This is a genomic window from Rhizobacter sp. Root404 (genome assembly GCF_001425865.1).
Taxonomy (GTDB): domain Bacteria; phylum Pseudomonadota; class Gammaproteobacteria; order Burkholderiales; family Burkholderiaceae_C; genus LMDS01.
In genome coordinates this window covers 23,798-47,954 of sequence record NZ_LMDS01000004.1, presented here as the reverse complement: position 1 = coordinate 47,954, position 24,157 = coordinate 23,798, and the positions used below count along the sequence as shown (strand labels likewise).

The window sequence follows — 24,157 nt, the reverse complement described above, 5'->3', positions numbered from 1 at the left end:
TGACGCAGTGACTGGTTGGAACCATAATGGTTCCATAATGGTTGGAGATGGAAATGCCCACGACACTGACTCTGAAGAACATTCCGGATGACGTGTACGCGCGACTGAAGGCTTCGGCAGAAGCGCACCGACGAAGCATGAACAGCGAGGCGCTCGTGTGCCTCGAGGCAATGCTGCTGCCGGCCAATATGTCACCCACGGAGCGCCTAGCGCGCGCGCGCGCGCTGCGCGATACCTTGCCGCAAGGGAAGTTTCGCGCGCGCGACATTGATGCGCTCAAGAGGGATGGTCGCCCGTGATAGTGGTGGACTCCAACATCTTGGCCTATCTGTACTTGCCGGGTGACAGGACTGCGGCCGCCGAAGCACTGCTCGAGCAAAATCCAGAATGGGCTGCGCCGGTGCTCTGGCGAAGTGAATTTCGCAACATCCTTGCCGGTTACATGAGGCGAAAGACGATCACCCTTGGCCAAGCGTGCAGCTTGCAAAGCGAAGCCGAAAGCCTGCTTGCAGGGGCGGAATTCGAGGTGGACTCCAGTTCCGTGCTTGAGCTTGTGCGTGACAGCGACTGCTCGGCGTATGACTGTGAATTCATTGCACTCGCGATCAAGCTCAACACCAAACTTGTGACGATGGACAAGAAGCTACTTCGGGAGTTCCCGACACGGACCGTTGTTCTTGCTGCGGGCTAACGTTTGAGTTCACCCGCGCGCGCAGGCCGCGTGGGCAAGGCCAGCCTGTGCGGCATCACCAAGCGCGGCGACACCTACCTGCGCACGCCGCCGATCAGAGTGGCAGTCTGTTCTCTGTCTCGACAGCAACATCCACCGACGAACTGGCGAGTCACGAAAAGGTCAAATTCGGCTTTGCAATATAAAGGAGGCGAAAGAGTGCTGACTTCAACGAAAGTCCATTTAAGACGTTCGGCCTCGCCGTCCCGGTGCATTCAGTCTTTGAGCTCTGTCTCCAACGCCGCTGAGTGTTCCGGAAACCACTTGTTGGTGCGTTGCTCACAGTACGCTCTGGCCGCGCCACCAACCCATTGCTCGTAGTCCGAGGTCTTAATCGTTGCGAAGTGGGTCCACTTCGCTTGAGAACCAGCCCCACTCTTGAACGACCCACAGAGCAGGTAGACACTCTTTCCAGACTCGGTGAAGAAGCCGATGCGTGCGCCACGGATGTCCGTTGGGCGGTTGGCACCTGAGGCTTTGAAGTCCTTGGCTGAAGACTCCACCAGGAACTTGACGACGGCGGGGTCGGGGCTTGGCGGGGAATTTGCCTTGGCACCCGCCGCAGAAACTGCCAAAGCCGACAGCGCTAGTGCGAGAGAGGTCAGTGCGTTCAGGAGAACTGGTATGAATCGCGGTGTGTTCATGCGAGGCCTAACGAATGGAAGGGACTTCCCCGTCCCGAATTGGCCGCGTAGTGGCGACCGGCACCGAAGTGCCAAGATGGGAAGTGCGGTTTCTCATCAACTCATTCGGAAGGGGAAGTCATGAGCATTTTGTATGTCAGCATCGATCTCGCCAAGAGTATGTTTTTGCGGTCTACGATGTGAACGCCTTGCGTGTTGCCGAGTTGCGCCAGCCGAAGGTCGCGCGCGCCGAGTTGCTCACGTTGATCGCGTCCCTGCCGCCGTGCGGCATCGGCATGGAAGCCCGCTCCGGCGCGCACCACTGGGCGCGCCTGTTCCAGACCCGTGGCCACACCGTGCGCCTGACGGCACCGAAGCTCGTCGCGCCGTATCGGATGAGCGGCAAGCAGGGCAAGAACGACGCCGCCGATGCGGCGGCCACCGCATGACGCAGCGCCGTCAGCGTGACCGCACGCTGGCTGTTGACGATGCTCGCGAAGAACCCGTGCTGCCTCACCCGTGATCGACGATAGAGCCTGGCACTGCGCCCCTGTAGCCGGGCCAGGCGCATCAAGCGAGCCACCTTGCGCTGTCCCACGTTCACGCCCTGCTGGCAGCTTGCGCTCGACGCGTGGGCTGCCGTAGAAGCCACGGCTGGCGCGGTGAGCGCGAGCGACATGTTCTGTCAGTTCGGCATCGCCAAGCGAGCGAGCACTCGGCTTGCGAGCTTGCCATGCGTAGAAGCCGCCGCGGGTCACGCCGTACACCGCGCACATCATCTTGACCGAGTAGGTTTGCCGGTTTGCTTGGCTGAAGGCAAAGAGTTCTGCTTTCGATCGGAGGCAAACCGGATCGTTTTTTTGAGCAGGTCATGCTCCTGCTGCAGTCGCTTGTACTGCTGCTCGACTTCGCGCTGGCGTCGCAGTTCCGTGACGGCCGACTGTTCGATCGGCGCAGGCTTGCCGATCAACTCGCGGTCGCGCACTTGCTTGCGCCACTTCGACAACGTGAACGAATGAATGCACAGCGACTCGGCAACGTCTTTGACCAAGACGCCGGGCTGGCTGCTCATCTGCACGGCCTTGAGTTTGAAGTCGATGCCGTATCGGTTGATCCTCTGTGGTCGTGGTGTACCCATTGAACACTTCCATTGTTTTCGACCGAGAAGCTGCCTTCGGCGAACACAGGCAAGGTGGTGTACGAGTAGCACGGCCTGGCAACAAGTATTTGCCGTTTGACTGAAGCGCTTCGATAAGCCATGGCAGAACCCATTCATTGACTTGCTCACCTGCGAGATTGGCGATGAAGTCTGCCTCCGACTCGGCTATCTGTTCGAGACTACCTGTGGCAGTGCTCAACCCACGGCCTGCCGTGGGGTGGCATGAGGACTCTCGAATTGCTCATTGCCCAACGTAGAGCCAAGCGGCAGACCACGGCCAGCCGTGGGATGTCCGCTTGAGCGCCGGGGCGCGGCCCGGCGCGCCGGGATCTAGGCGGCGGCGACCGTGGGCACGAGCTGCACGCGCGCAGTGGCGTCGCCCGCCAGCGCATCCCAGCGCAGCATCTGCCCCGGCGCCAGCCTCACCATCGCGGCATCGGACGCCCCCTCGGCGCGCCGGCTGAAGACCACGCGCAGGCTGCGTCCGCCGCGCTTCAGCGTCAGCTCCGCCTCGTCCCAGTGCGATGGCAGGCACGGCACGAAGCCGATCTCGTCGCCGCGCTGGCGCAGACCGAAAAGATGCTCGATCGCCGCGCGGTGCATCCAGGCGGCCGAGCCGGTGTACCAGCTCCAGCCGCCGCGGCCGACGTAGGGGGGCTCGGTGTACACGTCGCCGGCCATCACGTAGGGCTCGATCGCGTAGGGTTGTGCCTGCGTCGCGTGGGCCGAGCGGTGCGCGGGGCTCAGGTAGGTGAAGTAGCGGTAGGCGGTGTCGCCGTCGCCGCGCATCGCCTGCGCGATCAGCGCCCAGACGCCTGCGTGCGAGTACTGGCCGCCGTTCTCGCGCACGCCTGGCGGGTAGGCCTGGATGTAGCCGGCGCTGGGTTGCTGGTGTTGCAATGCGGGGGTCAGCAGCTTGATCAGGCCGGCGTCGGTGTCGACGAGGTGGCGGTCGAGCGCCTGCATCGCGGTCTGTTGCGATGCCGCCGGCGCCGCGCCCGAGATCACGGCCCACGATTGCGCGATCAGGTCGATGCGGCACTCGGCGTTGGTGTGCGAGCCGAGCGGCGTGCCGTCGTCGAAGAACGCGCGCTTGTACCACTGGCCGTCCCAGGCCTGCGTCTCCAGCGCGCCGCGCCATGCGGCGGCGGCGTCCTGCCAGCGTCGGGCGCGCGCCGTCTCGCCGCGCGCGTGGGCGAGCGGCGCGTACACGTCGACGATCTGGCACAGGAACCACGCGAGCCACACCGATTCGCCGCGGCCTTCGGCGCCGACGCGGTTCATGCCGTCGTTCCAGTCGCCGGTGCCCATCAGCGGCAGGCCGTGGGTGCCAGACGTGAGGCTGCGATCGAGCGCGCGCGCGCCGTGCTCGAACACGCTGGCGGATTCTGCGGCAGCGGTCGGCACGTAGTACGCGTCCTCGGCGCCCGGCGGGATCGGGCCGCCCTCGATGAAGCCGACGGTCTCGTCGAGCAGCGAGGTGTCGCCGGTGCACTCGACGTAGTGGGCACAGGCATGCGGCAACCACAGCAGGTCGTCCGAGAAATGGGTGCGCACGCCGGCGCCGGTGGGCGCGTGCCACCAGTGCTGCACGTCGCCCTCGGCGAACTGGCGCGAGGCGTTCAGCACGATCTGCGCGCGCAGCAGCGCCGGGTCGGCCCAGGCCAGCGCCATCGCGTCCTGCAACTGGTCGCGGTAGCCGAACGCGCCGCCCGCCTGGTAGAAGCCGGCCTTGGCCCACAGCCGGCATGCGACGGTCTGGCAGAGCAGCCAGCGGTTCACCATCGCGTCGAACAGCGGGTCGGGCGTCTTGACGGTGGTGGCGCCTAGCAGCGTGTCCCAGCGCGTGCGGACGGTCTCGAAGCGCTGCTTCGATGGCAGCGCGGCTGCCGTGGTCGCGAGGTGTCGCGCCTCGCTCGGGGTGGCGCCGAAGCCGAGCAGGAACACGCATTCAACCGTCTCGCCGGCCGGGATCGTCAGCGCCGTCGAGAGCGCCGCGCACGGGTCGAGCCCGGCGCCGCTGCGCATGCCGAACGCATCGGGCACGGCGAGCCGGCCGCGGGCGTCGAAGCATTCGCGGCGATCGCAGGTCCAGTCGGGTGCATCGCTGGCCGCATTCGACGTCACGCCGAAGAACGCCGTGCCGTCGCCGAAGCCGGCCGCGCGGTCGCGCTGGGTGCAGGTGAGGGCGGTCAGGCGCGGGCCGCCGTCCGGCCCGGGCAGCCGCTGGGTGAACGACGCGGTGTCGGTGCTCAGGCGGTCGCTGCGGTTCGCGCCCATGACCCATTCGGCGATCCCGATCGCGCGCAAGCGCTGCGTGCGGTGGCCGCGGTTGACGATGCGGATGCGGACCTGCTTGACCGCCGCGTCCGCATCCACGCACCACGCCACGTTGACCTCCAGGTCGCCGCGCCGATGGCTGACGACGCTGTAGCCCTGGCCGTGCGCGACGCGGTAGGTGGCCGCCGGATCGGCCCAGGCCGACGGGCTCACGCTCCACAGCTCGTGGGTGCGACGGTCCTGCAGCAGGAACCACTCGCCCGGCGGGTCGCCGAGCGGGTCGTTCGACCACGGCGTCAGCTGGTTCAGGCGGCTGTTGAGCGCCCAGGTGTAGCCGCCGCCGGCCTCGGAAATGTGGGCGCCGAACAGCGGGTTCGCGAGCACGTTGACCCACGGCCGCGCCGGCCGCTGGAAAACGCTCACATCGAAGCGGAATTCGCCGCCCTCGGGCATGAACCGCCCCTGCGAGACGCGCGGCTGCGCGCCGGCGCCGGCGGCCACCGGGAGCGCGCTGACCGCGCCGGTCTGGCGCTCCTCGAGCGCGGCCTCGTGCAGCTCGGTCCACTCCTGCATGTGGTGGGTCAGCGGCCGACCGTCGGCGTTGAAGTGGACGCGTGCCAGCGTGCGCAGCGTGCCCAGCTCGGCGGCGCTGAGGTCGTCGGCGCGGAGGAGGTGGAACGCCACGCTGGGGCCGGCGTTCTGCGCGGCGAACTGGTCGCGCAGCGACGCGGCGTCACGCTGAAGTGCCATCAGGTAGGACGCCGGTTCCGCATTCACGACGACGAGGTCGCAGCCCACGCCGGCCCAGCCCCAGACGCGCAGCGCCTGCGCCAGCGTGCGCAGCAGCCCCATGCCTTGCGGCGTGCCGGCGGAGACCAGCAGGACCGGCCGGTCGCCGGAGATGCCGAAGCGCCAGAGCAGCTTGCGGTCGCAGGTGTCGGCCGCCTCTCGCTCGGCACCCGCATCGGCCACGCGGGTGCGCGCCAGCGTCATCACGATGGCGCTGGTCAGCGTCTGGATCGCGGCCAGATTCTCGGGCGCGATCGCAAGCTCGCGCAGCCGGATGCCGGCCAGCGTCGCGGACATCAGCGAGGCGCGCTCGATCGGGCCGCGCTGGCGGTGCTTGTCGATCACCGCGTCGAGCGTGGCACGCTGGTCGGACGCCGCGGTGCAGAAGGTCAGGCGGATCTTGCCGCCGGGCGGCAACTGCAGGCGGACCGACATCGCGCAGACCGGATCGAGCCCCGTGTCGAGCGCGGTCTCGTCGCCGTCGTTCGCGCCGCCGCGGGGCTCGACGAAGGAGGCCAGCGGCTGGCTCGCGTCGCGGTTGCGACCGAGCCAGTGGAGCCGATCGGTCTGGACGCGCAGCGACTGGACTGCCGCGTCGCCTTCGGCGAGGAAGTGCGCCGCGTGCAGCGCCGGCTCGGTCGGCAGGCGCGGCTTGCGTTCGAAGCGCAGCGCCTGCTGCGCCGGCTGCCAGGTCGAGCGCAGGAACAGGTTGGAGAACGCCGGGTGCGCCTCGTCCGCGCTCGGCGCCGCGAGCGTGATCTCGAAGGCCGAGATCAGCTCCAGATCGAGCACGCGCTCGCCGAGGTTGCGCAGCTCGACCTGGCGGAACTCGATGTCGTCCTCCGGCCCGACCCAGACGGTGGTCTGCGCCGCGATCTCGCGCCACGTGGCGTTGAAGGACACGCGGTCGGCGTGGTACGTCGCCTGATAGTGCGCGGCCGGGTCGGGGGCGGGATGCTGGGTCAGCGAGACGGCCTGCGGCTGGCGGTCCCAGCGCAGGTAGAAGAAGCTGCCGTGCAGGTCGCGCAGCGCATCGTCCCGCCAGCGCGACAGGCCGACATGTCCCCACCGGCTCCAGCCCGCGCCGTTGCTGCGCAACGCGACGCTGTAGCGGCCGTTCGACAGCAGCTGCGTCGGCGACACGGCGGTCAGCCCCGGCACGACTTCGCGCAGCAGCCCCGGCGTGCGGCGCTGGCGCGCGTCGGCCGACGGGCCGGGCGGCGGCGCGAGCAGCACCGAGACCTCGCGCGGCGCGCGTTCGTGCAGCAGCGACGAGACCGCCTGCACATGCCGGTTCGCCATCAACCACTGGCGCGGCGCGCCGTCGAGCAGCACGTTGGCGATCGCGACCAGGCTCATGCCCTGGTGGTGCGCCATGAACGTGTCGACGCGGGCGAAGCCGTCGGTGTCGTTCTGGCGGCCGGGGCTGAAGTCGAGCGCCTCGATGAAGCCGTAGCGCGCGCGCGGTGTCAGCGCATCGAGCCGCTGCAGGTTCTCGACGGCCAGGTGCGGCGTCAGCTGCACCGCGAGCGCGCTGGCGTAGGGCGCGATCACCAGTTCGTCGGGGGGCGTGCGCCGCAGCGCGAGGCGCGGCACGCCCTGCGGGGCGTACTGGTAGGCCAGCGTGTGGTCGCTCGCCGCGTAGGCCGATTCGGAGATGCCCCAGGGCACCTTCTGCTCGCGGCCGAAGGCCACCTGCTCGCAGATGGCGGCATGGCCGGCGTCGCGCAGCACGCTGCCGTGCGGCTCTTCCAGCACCAGCGTGGGCATCAGGTACTCGAACATCGAGCCCGACCACGAGCGCAGCCCGGCCAGCGCGCCGACCGCGTAGAACGGTCGGCCGAGCGCGGCCCAGTGGTCGACCGGCGCGTCGCCCTTGGCGATCGCGAGCAGGCTGGTCAGGCGCGACTCGGACGCGAGCAGGTCGTAGAAGCTCGCGTCCAGCTGCTGTTCGGCGACGCGGTAGCCGATGTGGAACAAGTGCCGCTTGCGGTGGTACAGGAACGCGAAGTCGGGTGCCCAGGCCAGCGCCTCGCAGCGCGCGGCGATGGCGCACAGGCGCTGCGCCGTGTTCGCGGTGTGCGCAGCGTCGAGCAGTGCACTTTGCAGCGTGGCCAGGTGATCGGCGGCGCGCCACGCGAACTCGTCGAGCGCGTCGGGGCGCAGGGCCGCGTCGTCGCCGGGCAGCACCTGGGCGAGTTCGTCGGTCGCGCCGCGCAGCAGCGGGTCGAATTCGTCCGGTCGCGCCGCGGCGTCGTGCAGCGGATCGGGCAGCTGGATCAACTGCATCAGCGGCCCGTCCTGCAGCATCGGCTCGCCGACTCCGCGCGCCGCCAGCAGGCGCTCGCGCGACGCGGCCAGCGCCGCGCGTGCCGCGCTGTCACCGGGCGGCGCCGCGGCCAGCTCGGTGCAGGCCTGGGCGACCGCGAGCAGGTGGCCGCTGAAGTTGCCGCTGTCGACCGTGGACACGTACATCGGCAGCAGCGCGGCGCGGCTCTCGGTGTCGTACCAGTTCAGGAAGTGGCCGCGGTAGCGCGGCAGCGTGTCGAGCGCGTCCAGCGTCGCTTCCAGCCGCGTCGCGAGGTCCACGCTGCCGATCCAGCCGAAGCGGCGCGCACAGGCCGCGCTGAGCAGGTACAGGCCGATGTTGGTCGGCGAGGTGCGGTGCGCGACGAGCGTCTGCGGCGTCAGCTGCAGGTTGTCCGGCGGCAGGTGGTTGTCGCCCGGGCCGACGCAGCGCTCGAACAGCCGCCAGGTGTCGCGCGCGGTGTCGGCGAGGTAGGCGCGATCGGCCGGTGGCAGCGTGGCGTCGCGGCGCGGCGGGTTCGGCCGGCTGACCCACCAGGTCCACAGCGGCGAGGCGGCCCAGGCCAGGCACAGCAGCGTCGCGAGCCCCGGCGACGCAGTGCCCGCGCCGAGCAGCGCGAGCCACAGCACCAGCGCCACCGCCGGCACCGCGCGATGCCGGCGCAGGATGTCGCCCAGCCGCGTCGAGGCCGAGGCCTGGGCCGCCGCGGCGGTCGTCCATTCGAGCAGGTGCCGGCGGCTGACCGCCATGCGCCACAGCGCGCGCGCCAGCGCGTCGAGGTTCAGCATCGCCAGCTGCAGCAACTGGCCGAGCAGCCACAGGCCGCTGCAGACCGCGCGGCGCAGGTCGGCGGCAGCCTGGCGGTAGAAGTGCAGCTTGGCGATGCCGTCCCGGCTCGGCGCGAAGCCCGCGACGGCGCCCATCAGCGGCCCGGCGACCAGCGCCGCCAGCACCAGCACGAGTGCCGGCACGGGGGCGACGACGCTGCTGCCGAGCGCCAGCACCAGCAGTGCGAGCGACATCGGCGCGACCAGCGATCGGCGCAGGTTGTCGATCATCTTCCAGCGGTTGATCGCGCGCATCGGGTAGCGTGCGGGCCGCAGCAGAAACGGCAGCAACTGCCAGTCCCCGCGGATCCAGCGGTGCATGCGCGAGGCGGCGACGTCGGCGTGGAACGGCGCGTCCTCGATGACGGTGATGTCGCTGACGCTGGCGCAGCGCGCGAGCGCGCCTTCGAGCAGGTCGTGGCTGAGCACGCGGCCGTCGGGCAGGCGCTGCGACAACACCGCGTGCATCGCGGCCACGTTGAGCAGCCCCTTGCCGGTGAAGGTGCCTTCGTCGAACACGTCCTGGTAGACCTCGGAGCTGGCGGCGCTGTACGGGTCGATCCCGCACTGGCCGGCGAACAGCCAGTGGTACAGCGTGAAGTCCTTGCGTGCCGGCAGCGGCGTCACGACGCGCGGCTGCAGGATGCCGTAGCCGTGGCGCACGGTGCGCGTCGCGGGGTCGACATGCGGCTGGTTGTGCGGGTGCGCGGCCACGCCGACCAGTTCGCGCAGGCGGCCGGGCGGGAGCTGGGTGTCGCCGTCGAGCGTCACGACGTAGCGCGTGTCGAGCGCAACGCGCGAGAGATCGCCCAGCTCGATGAACGCCCCGACGCCGTCGGCCGGCGGCTCGGCCAGCAGCGTGATCAGCGCTTCGAGCTTGCCGCGCTTGCGCTCCCAGCCGATGTAGGCGCCTTCGGTGGTGCACAGCTCGCGGTGGCGGTGCAGCACGAGGAAGCGCGGCGGCTGGCCTTCGGCGATTGCGTGGCGCGCGTTCAACGCGGTGATGCGGGCGATGGCAGCGTCGAGCAGGGGCGCGTCGGTCGGCAGCGTCGCGGTCGGCGCATCGGCCCAGTCGGTCAGCAGCGCGAACTGCGCGTTGCGCTCGGGGTTCGCGAGGTAGTGCAGCTCCAGGCGCTGCGCGAGTTCGTCGACCGCCGTCGCGCCGGTCAGCATGCCCGGGATCACGACCATCACGCGATGCGCCGGCGGGATCCCGTGCGCGAGCGCCAGCCGCGGCAGATGGGTGGGACGGATCGATTCGCTGATCAGCCGGTTGATCACCGCCACCACCGCCTCGGAGGCGGGGAACAGCATCAGCGTCGCGGCCAGCAGTGCGATCCACGGCGGCACCTGCGGGCCGGGCAGCGCGTGACTGTGCCGGACCAGCATCCAGGCGACGAGCGCGGCGCTCGCGCCGGCCAGCGCGACGAGGTAGAGCGGCAGCGCCAGGCGCCGGCGCCAGACCTGCCACGCCTCGACGGGCCCGGGCTTCAGCCCGAGACGGTGCAGCAGTTCGACGCGGCCCGGGCCGCGCAGCCAGTCGCTCGCAGAGGCGTACGTCCGATCGCGGCTGTCGCGCATCAGTTCGACGAGGGTCTGGGCCACGTCGGCCTCGGCGCGACCGCTGCGCCGTGCGAGTTGTTCGATCTCGTGCAGCGTCGCGTCGCGCGTGTCGGAGCGTTCGGCTTCGAAGGCCGGCGCGCTCAGCAGGCGCTGCATCGTCGTGCTGACCTCGTTGACCAGCTCCGGCCAGTCGGCGTTGCCGATCAGGCGCAGCGAGCGGATCGCGTTGCTGACGCTGAGGTTGTCGGCGGCCTGCTCGGCAGGCTGCTGCACCTGCGCGGCGGCCAGGTCGGGCAGGCGTGCGAGCAGCCAGTCGTGGTACGCGCTGACGCCGGTGGCATGGTGGTCCTGCAGGCGCTGCGCGATCTGCACGAGGAAGGTGCGGCCGACGCCACGCCGGTTCAGCAGCTCGACGATCGCGTCGAGCCGCGCGAGCGGGTAGGTCTCGATGCGGTCGCCGACGAGGTTCGCGATCTCGCGCGCCGCCTTGTTCGTCGCCAGCCGCTCGGCGAGTCGCCGCAGGTTCTCGACCAGGACCACCCGCAGCGTCGTCGGCAACGCCCAGAGTTCGCCGAGCGACAGTTCGCGCACCTGCTGGTACGCGCCAAGGAAGTGGCACAGCAGTGCGTCGTCGAACGCGCCGTCGGTGTGGGCGACGAAGGCCCAGGCAACGCTGTAGATGCGCGGCAGGCCGCGCAGCGGCTCGTCGATCAGTACCGGCAGGTCGCGGAAATACCGCCGGGGCAGCCCGTCGTGGATCTCGGCGAGCTGGCTTTCGATCAGGTGGAAGTTGTCGAGCAGCCATTCCGCGGCCGGGCTGACCTGGTACCCGGTGCGTGCTTGCGCCCCGATGTACTGCTGCGCCTCGCGCAGCACGCGGATGTTGTCGGCCAGCCGCGGAAAGAACAGTCCGGCGCCGCGCGCGGACGCGTCCGCGCGGTGCGTCTCCGCGAGACTGCGACCATGCTGCGCGAAGCGCTCGAAACCGAAGATTTCCGACCGGTTGGGCGGCTCGACGGCGCCACGCGCGCCATCGAGGATGTCGATCAGGGATTCAGGCGCATCGGGTACCAGGGTCTGCAGCCCGGCGGAACCGCTCATGCCGCATGCTTCACAGCGCCAGCGCCGTCAGCCCGATCACCGCGCTCGCAACGCACAGGGTGGTGACGAAGCGCGGCGCGACGAAATCGTGCACCGCATCGGCCGCGCAGCGCAACGCGAACCAGCGGCCGCGGCAGCCGTTGCAGCGGTTGATGTGGGCGCCGAGCTCGCGCAACTCCATCGGTGCAGTCGCGCTCGCGTCGGCGATCGAGGCGGTGGTCCAGCGCGGGGCGGCTACAACATCAGCAGGCATCGGAGTTCTCCATCAAGTCAAACATCGTATGGAACCGTGACCCTCGCGTCTGTCAGCTCGACGCGTCGGGCCACGTAGGACGATTCCTAGCGCCCGATGGGACAAAAAAGAAGCGCGCCGGAGCGCGCTTTCAAGACCCCACGGGGGGAGACCGGCCTGTAGCTGCGGTAAACCGCAACCGGCGAAGGGGTCGTTGGAGGTGATCTACGGGACCGACGCTTCCGCGAACGCGGGCGCGGCGGCCTCAGCTGGGGGTCCCGCCGTCGCCCGCGCGGCGGGCGGCGACGCATTCGGCGTGGTCGCGCGGCGACGCGGTGGCGTCGACATCATCGCGCCGACCGTCGTCATCCAGGATTCGATCGGCAGGCTGCTGGCGACCCGCGACGCGAGCTGCGGGACGAGCCCGGCGAACAGCGTCGAGCGCAACAGCCAGCGCCATGGACGGCCCCAGGCGAGTGCACCGCCCACGGCCGCTGCGCCGAGCACGAGCAGCCACGGGTGGCGCAGTGCGACCGGGCGTGCGACGGCGTCCGCCGCCTCTCCGGCCACCACACCGACTGGCCGCAACGGATGGACCGACCACCAGTGGCGGACCGACTCCAGCACGTCGTGCAACAGCGGCCAGGCCAGAACGCGGTCGAGCAGCGGGCGTTCGGTCCGCGGTGCGGCCGGTGCCGGCGGCGGGTCCATTGCCAGACGCATCCGTTCGCGCGACAGCTCGATGCGTGCGGTGGCCGCGCTCATGACGCGTTCACCTCACGCAGCATCGCCAGGTCGGCGGCGAGTTGCTGCTTCAGATCGCTAAATCCCGGCTCGGGTGCCCGGCGGCTCGCGACCAGGCAGGCGATGCCCACCAACGCCGGAATGCCGGGCGCCGCGAACAGCGCCCACGGCGCGAGGATGCGTGCGTCTGGCGTGACCGCCCACAGCATCAGCGCGACGCCGGCGAGGACCAGCGCCACGCACAGCAGCACGAGGGCGATGGCCCCCATCAGTGCGCGCGTCTTCCACGCCGAGGCGGTCTTGCCGATCTCCTCGCCCACGAGCCCCGCGTACGCTTCGGCGTGGTCGGCCAGCAACTGCGGTTGGGTGGCGACCAGCTTGAGCAACGGATGGATCATGGTGGATGCGTGCGCAGGATGGAGGGAGCGGCGGATCAGTAGTCGCGGCCCGAGCGGCTCATCATGCTGACGAGCGCCATCAGCGCGGCGCCGGTCGCTGCGGCGATGAGCATCGACTTGACCGGCTCGTCCTTGATGTAGCCGACGGTCGTGTCCTGGGCGCGCAGGGCCTTGTCGCGCAGCTGGGCCGACGTTTCCTTGACCACGTCGGCACCGCGGCGGGCCGCGGCCTCGGCTTGGCTGGCCATGCGGTTGATCAGCGGCGCGGCCTGTTCACGAGCCGTGTCGACCTTGTCGCTGAGACGATCGAAGGCGGCGTTCGCGACGTTCTGGGTCGAGCGGATCGCGCCCGACGCGGTGTCGGCGGCATGCTCGGCGAAGTCGGAGGCTTCCTGGCCCATGGGCTTGGCGGTGTAGGTGGTGTTCATGTCGGTTCCTTTTGAAGCAGGTGGATCGGATGTGCGCGGCCCGCGGCCGCGCGTCAGTTCTTCTTGATCAGGCCGAACAGGAAGCTGGCGACAGCCAGGATCGCGAACAGCACGAACAGCAGCTTGGCGATGCCCGCGGCGCCGGCAGCAATCCCGCCGAAGCCGAACAACGCGGCGATCAGTGCAATCACGAAGAAGACGACGGCGTAATGCAGCATGGCGAGACTCCTGGTTCTGTGGCGCGTGGGCGCGCTTTGTTGATGGGTTCGCAGCGGGATCGATGCGATGGAGAGAGTCTGGGCCGCGGCCCTCGAACGCACGATAGGGAACGTCGCCGCCTGCCTGTCGGGGGAGGGTCTCACGGCGTGTAGGAGCGCGCCGACGCGGTCGCGTCGGCGGCGGGGTCAGCTGCTCTCGGGCAGGCGGGCGCGGACGACCGTTCCGGCGCCCGGCGCGGACTCGAGCGTGAGCTGGCCGCCCTCGGTCTCGAGGCGGTAGCGCATGCCGAGCAGGCCGTGCGCGCTGCTGCGCGGTTGCGCGGTGTCGAAGCCGACGCCGTCGTCGCGCACCGAGACCTGCACCACGCCTTCGAGGGCACCGACGCGCACCTCGACGTTCTTCGCCTTCGCGTACTTCGTGATGTTGGTGAGCGCCTCCTGGACGAGGCGGTACACCGTCAGTTCGCCGGCCGGGCGCAGGCGCACCGGCTCGATCTCGGCGTCGGCGCGAACCTCGCTGCGCTGCGCCCATTCGCGCACCAGGATGTCGAGCGCGGCAACCAGGCCCAGGTTGCTCAGCGAGGACGGCCGCAGGTCCTCGATGATGCGGCGCTTCAGTGCGATGCCGCTGTTCAGGCCGTCGCTCAGATGTTGCAGGCGTTCGGCGACTTCGGGCGTCACGGTGCCCAGGCGCGACTTGAGCCGCGCGACGTCGAGCTTGGCCGCGGTGAGCAACGCGCCGAGTTCGTCGTGCAGCTCGCGGGCGAGCCGGTGGCGTTCGTCCTCGCGCACGGTCTGGAGGTGGCGCGCCAGGTCGGTCAGCTGCTCGGTGCGGACCAGCACCTCGCCCTCGAACTGGTCGCGCTCGGACTGCACCAGCCGGCGTTGCTCCTCGCGCTGACGCACCAGCGCGGTGGTCTGCCGCAGGTACATGTAGAGGGCCAGCAGGCTCAGCGCCGTCATCGCACTGACGCCGATCCGGTTCAGCAGCAGCGTCTGCGCCAGGCTGCGGCGCGCGACCTCGACCTTGGCGGATTCGCGCTCGAGAAGCCGCTCGCTCAGCGTACGCACGGTATCCATCTGCTCCTTGCCGATGTTGCTCAGCATCAGGTTACGCCAGGCGTCGTCCTTGTGCTCGTCGTACAGCTTCATGGTCTCCGCGAGCTCGGACAGCTTGGCGCGGGAGGCTTGCACCACCTGCTTCATCAGCGCGTCGTTCTCCGGCTCCTGGGTGTAGTAGCCGGTCAACCAGTCCAGCGTGCTGACGACCTGTCCCTGCGCCTCGACATACGGGCGCAGGTACTCGGGTCGGCCGGTGATCAGGTAGCCGCGCTGGCCGGTCTCCGCGTCGGTCAGGCTGCGCCACAACACCTGGATGTTGGTGCGTGCCTCGGACTGCGTGCCGAGCGCGACGAACGTCGTCGTCGCCTGCTGGTACGAGCTCTCGCTGATCAGGAACATCGCGAGCGCCGCCAGGGCCGCAAGCGGGAAGGCGAACGGGCTGCCGCGCAGCAGCGGAAGCAACTTCATTGGCGTCTGCATCGCGAGCACCTTAAACTCCGTGAATTCGTCACCACCACGGACCACGAACGACCATGATTCGAATCGCCATCATCGACGACCACGCAATCGTGCGGGCGGGCCTGCGCCAGTTCTTCTCCGAGCAGGTCGACCTGACCGTGGTCGCCGAAGCGTCGAGCGGCAAGGAAGCGATCGACATCGTGCGCAAAGGGCAGGTCGATGTGATCGTGATGGACCTGTCGATGCCCGACCAAAGCGGTGTCGACGCGCTCGCCGCGATCAAGGCCCGCGCCCCGGATTTGCCTGTGCTGATCCTCTCCGGCTTCCCCGAGGAGCACTACGCCACCACGCTGCTGCGGCAGGGCGCCAGCGGCTACCTCAACAAGGAATGCGACCCGGAGGAGATCGTCAAGGCGATCCGCACCGTCTACCGCGGCCGCAAGTACATCACTGCCGGCGTGGCCGAGCTGCTCGCCGACGGGCTGGGCGGTGCCGGCGACAAGCCGGCGCACGAACAGCTCTCCGAACGCGAATTCCAGGTTTTCCTGCGGCTGGCCAAGGGCGAGACGATCGGCCACATGGCCGACAGCATGTCGCTGAGCGTCAAGACCGTCAGCACCTACCGCACCCGCGTGATGGAGAAGATGAGCCTCGCGTCGAACAGCGACCTGACCTACTACGCACTCAAGAACGGCCTGATCCAGTAAGGCCGCCACGTCACGTGGGCGCCAGCTCGCCGAAGCCGGTGGCGCCTTCGGCGAGGCGCGCGCAGTAGAGGATCAGCGCGTCGATCTCGTTCGACTTGTCGAACACGCGATTGGCGCCCAGTTCCATGCACTTGCGGCGCATGTCCGGCGTCGCGTAGTTGCTCAGCACCACGAGACTCATCGGGCGGCGCAGTTCGCTCGCCGAACGCAGCACGCCCAGTCCCGAGCCGCGCTTGAGGAAGATGTCGATGATGACGAGGTCGCAGGAATGTGCCGCTTCGGAGAGCCAGCCGATCGCGGCGGGCTCGTCTTCGGCCGAGCCGACGACCTGCACCGGAGCCAGTTCCTCGAGCGCGGCCGTCAGGTTCTCCCGGATCACCGGACTGTCTTCGACGATAAAAGCTTTGAGGGCAGGCATGTCCTGGCGAGAAGCGTTGTCCGGAATACTGCAGGAAAGAAGCGTCGATTTCCGAACCGCAATCGTTGCCCCGCAGCTCGAGGGATGTCCTCGAACAGGCCTCCCATTGTTTCTCAAAAAGCGCAGTCGTACCAACCCGCAACGGCCCGAGGGGCCGTCGGAAACGTCCTACACGGGAGCGGGTGCGAATGTGATAAGGCAAAGCCGGCGCGCGTTCGTCGCGGCACTGGCACTGTCGATCGGCAGCATCGCCGTGGCGGCGCCGCTGGTCGTCGGATCCAAGCGCTTCACCGAGTCGTACGTGCTCGGCGAGATCGTCAAGCAGACGCTCGTCGCCCAGGGCATCGCGGCCGAGCACAAGCAGGGCCTGGGCAACACCGGCATCCTGGAGCAGGCGTTGTCCAGCGGCGCGGTCGACCTCTATCCCGAGTACACCGGCACGATCGTGCGTGAACTGCTGAAGCGGCCCCAGGCCGGCGGCAACCCCTCGCTCGCGGAACTCAACGAATGGCTTGCGCCGCGCGGGCTGAAGGCCGCCGTGCCGTTCGGCTTCAACAACACCTACGCCCTCGCGATGACCGAGGCGCGCGCGGCCGAACTCGGCATCGTGCGCGTGTCCGACCTGCTCGGGCCGAAAGCGCAGGGCCTTCGGCTCGGCCTCTCGCACGAGTTCCTGGAGCGCGGCGACGGCTGGCCGGCGCTCAAGGCCGCGTACCGCTTGCCGCAGACCGCGGCGGCGGGCCTGGACCACGGACTCGCCTATGACGCGGTGCGTGCCGGCACCGTCGACGTGATCGACGTGTACTCGACCGACGCCAAGATCGGCCGCTACGCGCTGCGCGTGCTGCAGGACGATCGCGGCTTCTTTCCGGCCTACGACGCGGTCCTGCTGATGCGCAGCGCCGTCGACGTGCGACCGCTGGCGCGGCTCGAGGGGCGCATCGACGCAGCGACGATGATCGCGTTGAACGCGCAGGTCGAACTCGACGGGCGCAGCTTTTCCGAGGTGGCGCAGCGCTTCGTGCAGGGCAGCGGCACGCCAGCGACCGCGGCGCCGGCGCGCGGGTTCTGGCAGCGCCTGTTCGCGCCGGACTTCGCGCGGCTCGCCGGCCAGCACCTGCTGCTGGTGTTCGGTTCGGTGCTGGCCGCGATCCTGATCGGCGTGCCGCTCGGCGTGGCGGCATGGCGCTGGCCGCGCAGTTCGGCGTGGCTGCTCGGCGCCGTCGCGGTGCTGCAGACGGTGCCGTCGCTGGCGCTGCTCGCGTTCCTGATCGCGGTGCTCGGCAGCATCGGACTCGTGCCCGCGCTGATCGCGCTGTTCCTCTATGCGTTGCTTCCGATCGTGCGCAACACCCACGCGGGCCTGCAGGGCGTGCCGGCCGGCCTGGCGCAAGCCGCGCTGTCGCTCGGCCTCACGTCGGCGCAGAGCCTGCGCGAGGTGCAACTGCCGCTCGCGCTGCCGACGCTGATCGCGGGCATCCAGACCGCGGCGGTCATCAACGTGGGCACCGCGACGATGGCCGCCTTCATCGGCGCCGGGGGATTCGGCGAACGCATCGTCGCGGGCCTGGCCGTCAACGACAACGCCGCGCTGCTGGCCGGCGCGCTGCCCGCCGCGGCGCTCGCGCTGCTCGTGCAGGGGGCATTCAACCTGATCGAGCGCTGGCTGGTGCGTGGTCCGAGGGCCTGACCCGCTCAGCGCCCGGACCGGGCGACAATCACCGCATGCCCCTCGACTGGATTTCCCTCGCGCTGCTGGCGCTCCTCGTTCTGCTCGTGCTGCTGACCCTCTGGCTCGCGCTGCGCCGCCCCGACGCGGGGCCGATCCTGCAACTCGAGCGCAGCCTGCGCGACGAGGTGGCGCGCAGCGCCGGCGGCACGCGCAGCGAGCTGGCGCAGACGCTCGCCACGTTCCAGCAGACGCTGTTGACCCAGCAGGGCGACGTGGCGCGCACGCAGAACGAGCAGATCGACAGCTTCCGTACCCAACTCGCCGCGACCCAGCAGCATCAGGCCGATACGCTCGGCCGTTCGGGCGAACAGCAGGCCCAGTCGCTGCAGCGTTTTGCCGAGACGCTGACCGAACAGCTGCGCTCGCTGGCGTTGTCGAACGACCAGCGCATGGCCGAGGTGCGCGCCACCGTCGAACAGAAGCTCACGGCGATCCAGCTCGACAACGAGAAGAAGCTCGAGCAGGTGCGGATGACGGTCGACGAGAAGCTGCACGCGACGCTCGAACAGCGCCTCGGCCAGAGCTTCAAGCAGGTGGCCGACCGGCTCGAGCAGGTGCACCGCGGCCTCGGCGAGATGCAGCTGCTCGCGAAGGACGTGGGTTCGCTCAGCCGAGTGCTCAGCAACGTCAAGACCCGCGGCAATTTCGGCGAGGTGCAGCTCGCGAGCCTGCTGGAGGAGGTGTTCACCGCCGACCAGTTCGCGCGCAACGTCGAGACCATTCCGGGCAGCAACGCCCGCGTCGACTTCGCGCTGCGTCTGCCAGGCCGGCGCGACGACGGTGCGCCCTTGTGGCTGCCGATCGACGCCAAGTTCCCGCGCGAGGACTACGAGCGCCTGCTCGATGCGCAGGAGCGCGCCGACCCGGTCGCCGCCGAGATCGCCGCCAAGGCGGTCGAGATGCGCCTGCGCAACGAGGCCCGCACGATCCGCGAGAAGTACATCGCTGCGCCGCACACCACCGATTTCGGCATCCTCTTCGTGCCGACCGAGGGCCTGTACGCCGAGGCGCTGCGCCGGCCGGGGCTGGTCGAGTCGCTGCAGCGCGAGCACAAGATCATGCTGGCCGGGCCGACGACCCTGCTGGCCACGCTGAACAGCCTGCAGATGGGCTTTCGCACGCTGGCGCTGGAAAAGCGCAGCGCCGAAGTCTGGGAGGTGCTGGGCGCCGTCAAGACCGAGTTCGCGAAGTTCGGCGAGGTGCTCGCCAAGACCAAGAAGAAGCTCGACGAGGCCAGCAGCAGCATCGAGATGGCCGAGCGCCGCACCCGCGTGATGGCGCGCGAGCTGAAGTCGGTCGAGGCGCTGTCCGATACGCGCGCGCAGCTGTTGCTGCCCGGAACCGAAGAGTTCGCCGAAGACGACAGTGCCTGAGCCCGATCCGTCGACGGCGGCGCCCGTCGCCCCGGGCGAGCGCGCCGCCTCGCTCACCACCGTGCTGGTCGCGTTGATCGTCGGCCAGATCTGCCTGCACTCGACGATGGCCGGCATCCGCATGGCTGCGCCGTTGTGGGTGCTGCGGCAGAGCCACGCGGAGTGGGCGGTCGGCGTGCTGGTGGGCTTGTTCGCGGTGGCGCCGATCGCGCTGGCGCTGCAGGCCGGGCGGCTCGCGGACCGGCACGGCTACCATCGGCCGCTGCAGGTGGCCGTGGCGCTCACGGTGGCCGGCGGCTCGTTCGCGGTCCTCTCGACGTGGTGGACGGCGCACGACTTCATGCTGCTGTGCCTGGCCGCCGTCTTTGCCGGCGCGGGTGCGAACTACGGTCTCATCGCGATCCAGCGCACCGCCGGCCGCAGCGCGCGCAATGCCACCGAACTGAAGCGCGTGTTCAGCTGGCTCGGCCTCGCGCCGGCGCTGTCGAACGTGACCGGGCCGGTGCTGGCTGGCGCGTTGATCGACCTGGGCGGCTTCCGGATGGCCTTCACGGCGCTCGCACTGCTGCCGCTGCTGGGGCTCTGGTCGGCGCGGCGCGTGCCGGTCGAGGTGCCGCCGCCGCAGCCGCCGCGCGCTGCCGCGCACAGCTCGTGGGCGCTGTTGCGCACGCCGGGGCTGCGCCGGCTGCTGCTGATCAACTGGCTGGTATCGGCGAGCTGGGACGTGCACACCTTCGCGATCCCGATCCTCGGCCACGAGCGCGGGTTCAGCGCGTCGGCGATCGGCCTGGTGCTCGGCGTGTTCGCCGGCGCGGTGGCGCTGGTGCGGCTGGCCATTCCCGTGCTGGCGCACCGGCTGCGCGAATCGCAGGTGCTGGCCGGCGCGATGCTCGGCACCGGCGCGGTCTTCGCGGTTTACCCGCTGGTGCACTCGGCCTGGACGATGGCGGCGTGCGCGGTGTTTCTCGGCCTCGCGCTCGGCTCGGTGCAGCCGATGATCATGACGACGCTGCACCAGCTCACGCCGCACGACCGCCACGGCGAGGCGATCGCGCTGCGCTCGATGACGATCAACTTCTCGAGCGCGGTGATGCCGCTGGCGTTCGGCGTCGCCGGCGCCGCAGTCGGCGTCGCGTCGCTGTTCTGGGTGATGGGGGCCCTGGTCGCCGCCGGCAGCACCCAGGCGCGCCGGATCAGATCGAGCGCGACCGTGCCGCGCTGAGGCGCCCCTGAGCGCCGGGCCGCCCCAAGCCAGGGGCGACACCCTCGGGGGGTGGCTGCGTACCCGCAGCCGGAGGCTTCATTCAGAACTTGATGCCGGAAGGATTGGCCGGCGCGGGGGCGGCCGGCGCCTCGGCGGCCGGCGCGGACGCCTCGGCCGCGGGCGCCTTGACCTCGCGGCGCTCGACGATCGGCGTGGCCGCCGCGTACTGGTAGCTGGCCGGCAGGCGCGATTCGCGCGGGTAGCCGGCGGCGTCGAGGTACGAGCCCCAGACCTCGGGCGCCAGGCCGCGCATCATCTGCGTGCCGATCGCCAGCGCCGGCACGTCGCGCGAGCCGACCAGCCGTTCCAGCGCCGCGGCGTCGTCGGCGCTCTGCACCTGCTTCTCGGCGTACGGCACGCCGCGCTGGCGCAGCAGCTGGCGCGCGGCGTCGCAGGGGCTGCAGGCGCCGGTCATCGTGTAGAGGGTGACCGGGTAGCGCGCCGCAGGTTGACGCAGTTCGAGCGGCAGCGCGACATCGACCGCGCCGCCGCCGGTGCTGCGGCTGCCAATCGCGGTGACCTTGCCGCCCGCTGTGGCGGGCGGCCGATCGGTGTACGTGATCTTGCCGTCGGGGCCGACGACCTTGTACTGCGCCTGGGCCGGCGCGACCGCGATCAGCGCGACCAGCGGGGCCCAGCACAGCCAGGCGAGCCGGTTCGTGGAGACGCGGTCTTCGTTCATGGAAACTCCGGGCAACAATTGATGGGCGAATCTACCGCACGCGCCCGGGCGCTTCAAGGGCGCGACACCCCCGAGTGCCGGGGTGGTGCGACACAGGTCGCGGATCGCGTCAATCCAGGCCCTGGTGCCGCAGCAAGGCGTCGATGCGCGGCTCGCGGCCGCGGAAGGCCTTGAAGCTGTCGAGCGTGCTGCGGCTGCCGCCGGTCTCGAGCACCGCCTCGCGCAAGCGGCGGCCGGTGGCCACGTCGAGCACGTCGGGCGCTTCCTCGAAGGCGCTCCAGGCGTCGGCCGAGAGCACCTCGGCCCACTTGTAGCTGTAGTAGCCGGCTGCGTAGCCGCCGTCGAAGACGTGGGTGAAGGTGTTGAGCGAGCGGCTGAACGGCGGCGGGGTCAGCACCGCGATGTCGGCGCGCACCGCATCGACGATCGAGGCCACCTGCGTCGGCGCCGACGCATCGGTGTGCAGCCGCATGTCGATCAGCGACAGCTCGACCTGGCGCAGCGTCTCCAGCCCGCTGTGGAAGTTCTTGGCGGCGAGCATGCGGTCGAACAGCGCGCGCGGCAGCGGCGCGCCGGTGTCGACGTGGGCCGTGAGGCGCTTGACGACGTCCCATTCCCAGCAGAAGTTCTCCATGAACTGGCTCGGCAGCTCGACCGCGTCCCACTCGACGCCGGAGATGCCCGACACGCCGATGTCGTCGATCTGCGTCAGCATCAGCTGCAGGCCGTGGCCGAACTCGTGGAACAGCGTCGTGACGTCGTCGTGCGTGAGAAGCGCCGGTCGCGCGACGCCATCGACGACGACCGGCGGCGCGAAGTTGCAGATCAGGTTGGCGACCGGCGTCTGCAGGTGGCCTTCGGGGCGCAGCCAGCGGTCGCGCACGTCGTCCATCCAGGCGCCCGGGCGCTTGCCGGCTCGTGCGAACAGGTCGAGGTAGAACTGGCCGACCACGCGCGGCGTGCCGTCGACCGCGCCCGGGTCGTCGCGCTCGATGCGGAAGAAGCGCACGCTCGGGTGCCACACCGGCGCGGTGTCGGGACGGATGCGCACCTCGAACACGGTCTCGACGATGTGGAACAGCCCTTCGAGCACCTTCGGCTCGGTGAAGTACTGCTTCACCTCCTGTTCGCTGAACGCGTAACGCTGCTCCTTGAGCTTCTGGCTCGCAAAGGCGAGGTCCCAGGCCTGCAGCTCGGACAGGCCGAGTTCGTCGCGCGCGAAATCGCGCAACTCCGCGAGGTCGCGCAGCGCGCCCGGACGGGCGCGGTGCCCCAGGTCTTCGAGGAAGCCGATCACCTGCGCCGGGGACGTCGCCATCTTCGGCACCAGCGACAGGTCGGCCGGGCTCGCGTAGCCGAGCAACTGCGCCTCTTCCTGGCGCAACTCGAGCAACTGGCGGATCAGCGGGCCGTTGTCGAGCGCGGCCGGGCCGAACTCGCTGGCGCGCGTGGTGTTCGCGCGGTACAGGCGCTCGCGCAACGCGCGGTCGCGGGCGTACTGCATCACCGGCAGGTAGCGCGGGTACTGCAGCGTCAGCTTGTAGCCCGGCTGGCCGTCGGCCTCGGCGGCCTGGCGGGCGGCCTGCAGCACGTCGTCGGGCATGCCGTCGACCTCGGCGGCACTGGCGTAGTACGCGTAGCCGTCGGTCGCATCCAGCACGTGTTCGGAGAACTTCTGGCCGATCTCGGCCTGCAGGTCCTGCAGCTCGGCGTAGCGCTCGCGGGCCGCGCCTTCGAGCTCGGCGCCGGAAAGCTTGAAGTCGCGCAGCGCGTTGGTCAGCGCGCGCAGCCGCGGTGCCGGCAGCTGCGCCGAGCGCGGGTCGGCGAGCACTGCCTTGTACTTGGCGAACAGCCGCTGGTCGGCGCCCATGCGGGTGTAGAGGTCGACGACCTTGGGCATGTTGGCGTTGTACGCGTCGCGCAGCGCGGGCGAATCGGCGACGGCATTCAGGTGGCCGATGGCGCCCCAGGCGCGCCCGAGCCGCTCGGTCGCGACATCGAGCACGGCGGACAGCGCGTCGTAGTCGGCCGGCGTCGCGTCGCTGGTCGCGAGGTCGAGTGCGGCATCGGCAGCGGCGAGCAGCTGGTCCATCGCCGGTGTGATGTGTTCGGGGCGGATCGCGTCGAAGCGGGGCAGGCCGTCGGTGCTGAGCAGGGGATTCATGTCCATTCGATCGTTCCGAAGTGATTAGCGCGCGGCCGCCCGCTCGGCGGATTCCAGCGTGTTGACGAGCAGCATCGCCCGCGTCATCGGGCCGACGCCGCCGGGCACCGGCGTGATCCAGCCGGCGACCTGCGAGACGCCGGCGAAGTCGACATCGCCGCACAGCTTGCCGTCGTCGTTGCGGTTCATGCCCACGTCGATCACGACGGCGCCGGGCTTGACCATCGCCGCCGTCAGCACGTTGCGCTTGCCGACCGCGGCGACGACGACGTCGGCCTCGCGGGTCAGCGCGCCGATGTCCCTGGTTCCGCTGTGGCAGATGGAGACGGTGGCGTTGGCTTGCAAGAGCAGCAGCGCCATCGGCTTGCCGACCGTGTTGCTGCGGCCGATCACGACCGCGTGCTTGCCGCGCAGGTCGATGCCGGTGGTCTCGATCAGCTTCATGCAGCCGTACGGCGTGCAGGGGCGGAAGCCGGGCAGGCCGGTCATCAGCTCGCCGGCACTCAGCGTGGAGAAGCCGTCGACGTCCTTCGCGACCGAGATCGCCTCGATCACGCGGTGCGGGTTGATGTGCCGGGGCAGCGGCATCTGCACCAAAATGCCGTGGATCGTCGGATCGGCATTGAGCGCCGCGATGCGCGCCAGCAGCGCGGCTTCGGCGTAGTCGGCCGGGTAGGTCTCGAGCACCGAGCGGATGCCGGCGCCCGCGCAGTCGTTGACCTTGTGCTTCACATAGACCTGCGAGGCCGGGTCGTCGCCGACCAGGATCACCGCCAGGCCGGGCTGGTGGCCGCGGGCGGTCAGCGCCGCGGCGCGCTCGCCGATCTCGGCTCGGATGGATTTGGCAAGCGCGTTGCCGTCGATCAGTTGTGCGGCCATCACGGGTTCCTTGAATG

General features: G+C 69.9%; 19 protein-coding genes and 1 pseudogene. 7 read left to right on the top strand and 13 right to left on the bottom strand.

The annotated features are described in order from the left end of the window. Positions 1 to 47 precede the first annotated feature (47 nt). Both ASC76_RS04725 and ASC76_RS04720 read left to right on the top strand, forming a co-directional pair. Entirely contained in the window at positions 48 to 299 is a 252-nt protein-coding gene (locus ASC76_RS04725; protein ID WP_200947108.1) for an Arc family DNA-binding protein, read from the top strand. A gap of 5 nt (positions 300 to 304) precedes the next feature. Further along, complete coding sequence (locus ASC76_RS04720) at positions 305 to 691, top strand: type II toxin-antitoxin system VapC family toxin (protein WP_200947107.1); 387 nt, start codon at positions 305 to 307, stop codon at positions 689 to 691. Between the two features lie 254 nt (positions 692 to 945). Here ASC76_RS04720 and ASC76_RS25065 read toward each other — a convergent pair whose 3' ends face one another. Then, entirely contained in the window at positions 946 to 1,374 is a 429-nt protein-coding gene (locus ASC76_RS25065; RefSeq protein ID WP_157615310.1) for a hypothetical protein, read from the bottom strand. Positions 1,375 to 1,494: 120 nt separating this feature from the next. Here ASC76_RS25065 and ASC76_RS04715 point away from each other — a divergent pair. Continuing rightward, positions 1,495 to 1,793, top strand: a pseudogene (locus tag ASC76_RS04715) (IS110 family transposase); the annotation flags it as partial. Between the two features lie 335 nt (positions 1,794 to 2,128). Here ASC76_RS04715 and ASC76_RS24295 read toward each other — a convergent pair. From ASC76_RS24295 to ASC76_RS04685, 8 genes are all read right to left on the bottom strand, one after another. Further along, positions 2,129 to 2,491 (bottom strand): transposase, encoded by a 363-nt coding sequence (locus ASC76_RS24295; RefSeq protein ID WP_162247057.1) that lies wholly within the window; start codon positions 2,489 to 2,491, stop codon positions 2,129 to 2,131. A 351-nt stretch (positions 2,492 to 2,842) separates the two neighbouring features. Next, complete coding sequence (locus ASC76_RS26035; RefSeq protein WP_056463316.1) at positions 2,843 to 11,380, bottom strand: GH36-type glycosyl hydrolase domain-containing protein; 8,538 nt, start codon at positions 11,378 to 11,380, stop codon at positions 2,843 to 2,845. Between the two features lie 10 nt (positions 11,381 to 11,390). Beyond that, positions 11,391 to 11,633 (bottom strand): hypothetical protein, encoded by a 243-nt coding sequence (locus ASC76_RS25060; RefSeq protein WP_157615307.1) that lies wholly within the window; start codon positions 11,631 to 11,633, stop codon positions 11,391 to 11,393. A 204-nt stretch (positions 11,634 to 11,837) separates the two neighbouring features. After that, positions 11,838 to 12,377: a hypothetical protein gene (locus ASC76_RS04700; RefSeq protein ID WP_056463311.1), complete on the bottom strand. Its 540-nt coding sequence runs from the start codon at positions 12,375 to 12,377 to the stop codon at positions 11,838 to 11,840. Beyond that, positions 12,374 to 12,754, bottom strand: coding sequence for a hypothetical protein (locus tag ASC76_RS04695; protein ID WP_056463309.1), 381 nt, complete (start codon positions 12,752 to 12,754; stop codon positions 12,374 to 12,376). The genes ASC76_RS04700 and ASC76_RS04695 overlap by 4 nt, the downstream gene beginning before the upstream one ends. Positions 12,755 to 12,789: 35 nt before the next feature. Next, a complete protein-coding gene (locus ASC76_RS04690; RefSeq protein ID WP_056463306.1) occupies positions 12,790 to 13,182 on the bottom strand; it encodes a hypothetical protein in 393 nt (130 codons plus the stop codon). Positions 13,183 to 13,235: 53 nt separating this feature from the next. Then, positions 13,236 to 13,400: a DUF1328 domain-containing protein gene (locus ASC76_RS24285; protein WP_082548774.1), complete on the bottom strand. Its 165-nt coding sequence runs from the start codon at positions 13,398 to 13,400 to the stop codon at positions 13,236 to 13,238. Positions 13,401 to 13,586: 186 nt separating this feature from the next. Next, complete coding sequence (locus ASC76_RS04685; RefSeq protein WP_056463303.1) at positions 13,587 to 14,930, bottom strand: CHASE3 domain-containing protein; 1,344 nt, start codon at positions 14,928 to 14,930, stop codon at positions 13,587 to 13,589. 65 nt (positions 14,931 to 14,995) lie between these two features. On the opposite strand from ASC76_RS04685, the gene ASC76_RS04680 reads away from it, so the two are divergent. Continuing rightward, positions 14,996 to 15,628 carry a response regulator transcription factor gene (locus ASC76_RS04680; protein WP_056463301.1) on the top strand — a complete coding sequence of 211 codons (633 nt, stop codon included), beginning with the start codon at positions 14,996 to 14,998 and terminating at the stop codon, positions 15,626 to 15,628. 10 nt (positions 15,629 to 15,638) lie between these two features. Here ASC76_RS04680 and ASC76_RS04675 read toward each other — a convergent pair whose 3' ends face one another. Next, positions 15,639 to 16,046, bottom strand: a complete 408-nt coding sequence (locus ASC76_RS04675; protein ID WP_056463298.1) for a response regulator transcription factor — start codon at positions 16,044 to 16,046, stop codon at positions 15,639 to 15,641. Positions 16,047 to 16,236: 190 nt separating this feature from the next. Between ASC76_RS04675 and ASC76_RS04670 the strand changes: the two genes are divergently transcribed. The 3 genes from ASC76_RS04670 to ASC76_RS04660 are packed head-to-tail and all read left to right on the top strand — an operon-like array spanning position 16,237 to position 20,373. Next, complete coding sequence (locus ASC76_RS04670) at positions 16,237 to 17,736, top strand: glycine betaine ABC transporter substrate-binding protein (RefSeq protein ID WP_235580356.1); 1,500 nt, start codon at positions 16,237 to 16,239, stop codon at positions 17,734 to 17,736. A gap of 35 nt (positions 17,737 to 17,771) precedes the next feature. Then, positions 17,772 to 19,151 carry a DNA recombination protein RmuC gene (gene rmuC / locus ASC76_RS04665; RefSeq protein WP_056463295.1) on the top strand — a complete coding sequence of 460 codons (1,380 nt, stop codon included), beginning with the start codon at positions 17,772 to 17,774 and terminating at the stop codon, positions 19,149 to 19,151. Further along, positions 19,144 to 20,373 carry an MFS transporter gene (locus tag ASC76_RS04660; protein ID WP_235580355.1) on the top strand — a complete coding sequence of 410 codons (1,230 nt, stop codon included), beginning with the start codon at positions 19,144 to 19,146 and terminating at the stop codon, positions 20,371 to 20,373. The genes rmuC and ASC76_RS04660 overlap by 8 nt, the downstream gene beginning before the upstream one ends. An 82-nt stretch (positions 20,374 to 20,455) precedes the next feature. Here the strand turns inward: ASC76_RS04660 and ASC76_RS04655 are convergent, their stop codons facing one another. The 3 genes from ASC76_RS04655 to ASC76_RS04645 form a co-directional block, all read right to left on the bottom strand. Beyond that, positions 20,456 to 21,097: a glutaredoxin family protein gene (locus ASC76_RS04655; protein ID WP_056463292.1), complete on the bottom strand. Its 642-nt coding sequence runs from the start codon at positions 21,095 to 21,097 to the stop codon at positions 20,456 to 20,458. Between the two features lie 109 nt (positions 21,098 to 21,206). Next, the gene (locus ASC76_RS04650; RefSeq protein ID WP_056466850.1) at positions 21,207 to 23,261 is read right to left on the bottom strand and encodes a M3 family metallopeptidase; all 2,055 of its coding nucleotides are present in this window, start codon (positions 23,259 to 23,261) and stop codon (positions 21,207 to 21,209) included. A gap of 24 nt (positions 23,262 to 23,285) precedes the next feature. Next, on the bottom strand, positions 23,286 to 24,140 hold the full coding sequence (locus tag ASC76_RS04645) for a bifunctional methylenetetrahydrofolate dehydrogenase/methenyltetrahydrofolate cyclohydrolase (protein WP_056463289.1): 855 nt from the start codon (positions 24,138 to 24,140) through the stop codon (positions 23,286 to 23,288). Positions 24,141 to 24,157 lie beyond the last annotated feature (17 nt).

What these genes read in the sequence shown, in the direction of transcription:
- ASC76_RS25065 (WP_157615310.1), bottom strand. Translation starts at nt 1,374, where the DNA reads ATGAACACACCGCGATTCATACCAGTTCTCCTGAACGCACTGACCTCT.
- ASC76_RS04675 (WP_056463298.1), bottom strand. Translation starts at nt 16,046, where the DNA reads ATGCCTGCCCTCAAAGCTTTTATCGTCGAAGACAGTCCGGTGATCCGG.
- ASC76_RS04725 (WP_200947108.1), top strand. Translation starts at nt 48, where the DNA reads ATGGAAATGCCCACGACACTGACTCTGAAGAACATTCCGGATGACGTG.
- ASC76_RS04650 (WP_056466850.1), bottom strand. Translation starts at nt 23,261, where the DNA reads ATGAATCCCCTGCTCAGCACCGACGGCCTGCCCCGCTTCGACGCGATC.
- ASC76_RS26035 (WP_056463316.1), bottom strand. Translation starts at nt 11,380, where the DNA reads ATGAGCGGTTCCGCCGGGCTGCAGACCCTGGTACCCGATGCGCCTGAA.
- ASC76_RS24285 (WP_082548774.1), bottom strand. Translation starts at nt 13,400, where the DNA reads ATGCTGCATTACGCCGTCGTCTTCTTCGTGATTGCACTGATCGCCGCG.
- ASC76_RS04700 (WP_056463311.1), bottom strand. Translation starts at nt 12,377, where the DNA reads ATGAGCGCGGCCACCGCACGCATCGAGCTGTCGCGCGAACGGATGCGT.
- ASC76_RS25060 (WP_157615307.1), bottom strand. Translation starts at nt 11,633, where the DNA reads ATGCCTGCTGATGTTGTAGCCGCCCCGCGCTGGACCACCGCCTCGATC.
- rmuC (WP_056463295.1), top strand. Translation starts at nt 17,772, where the DNA reads ATGCCCCTCGACTGGATTTCCCTCGCGCTGCTGGCGCTCCTCGTTCTG.
- ASC76_RS04680 (WP_056463301.1), top strand. Translation starts at nt 14,996, where the DNA reads ATGATTCGAATCGCCATCATCGACGACCACGCAATCGTGCGGGCGGGC.
- ASC76_RS04655 (WP_056463292.1), bottom strand. Translation starts at nt 21,097, where the DNA reads ATGAACGAAGACCGCGTCTCCACGAACCGGCTCGCCTGGCTGTGCTGG.
- ASC76_RS04690 (WP_056463306.1), bottom strand. Translation starts at nt 13,182, where the DNA reads ATGAACACCACCTACACCGCCAAGCCCATGGGCCAGGAAGCCTCCGAC.
- ASC76_RS04645 (WP_056463289.1), bottom strand. Translation starts at nt 24,140, where the DNA reads ATGGCCGCACAACTGATCGACGGCAACGCGCTTGCCAAATCCATCCGA.
- ASC76_RS04695 (WP_056463309.1), bottom strand. Translation starts at nt 12,754, where the DNA reads ATGATCCATCCGTTGCTCAAGCTGGTCGCCACCCAACCGCAGTTGCTG.
- ASC76_RS24295 (WP_162247057.1), bottom strand. Translation starts at nt 2,491, where the DNA reads ATGGGTACACCACGACCACAGAGGATCAACCGATACGGCATCGACTTC.
- ASC76_RS04685 (WP_056463303.1), bottom strand. Translation starts at nt 14,930, where the DNA reads ATGAAGTTGCTTCCGCTGCTGCGCGGCAGCCCGTTCGCCTTCCCGCTT.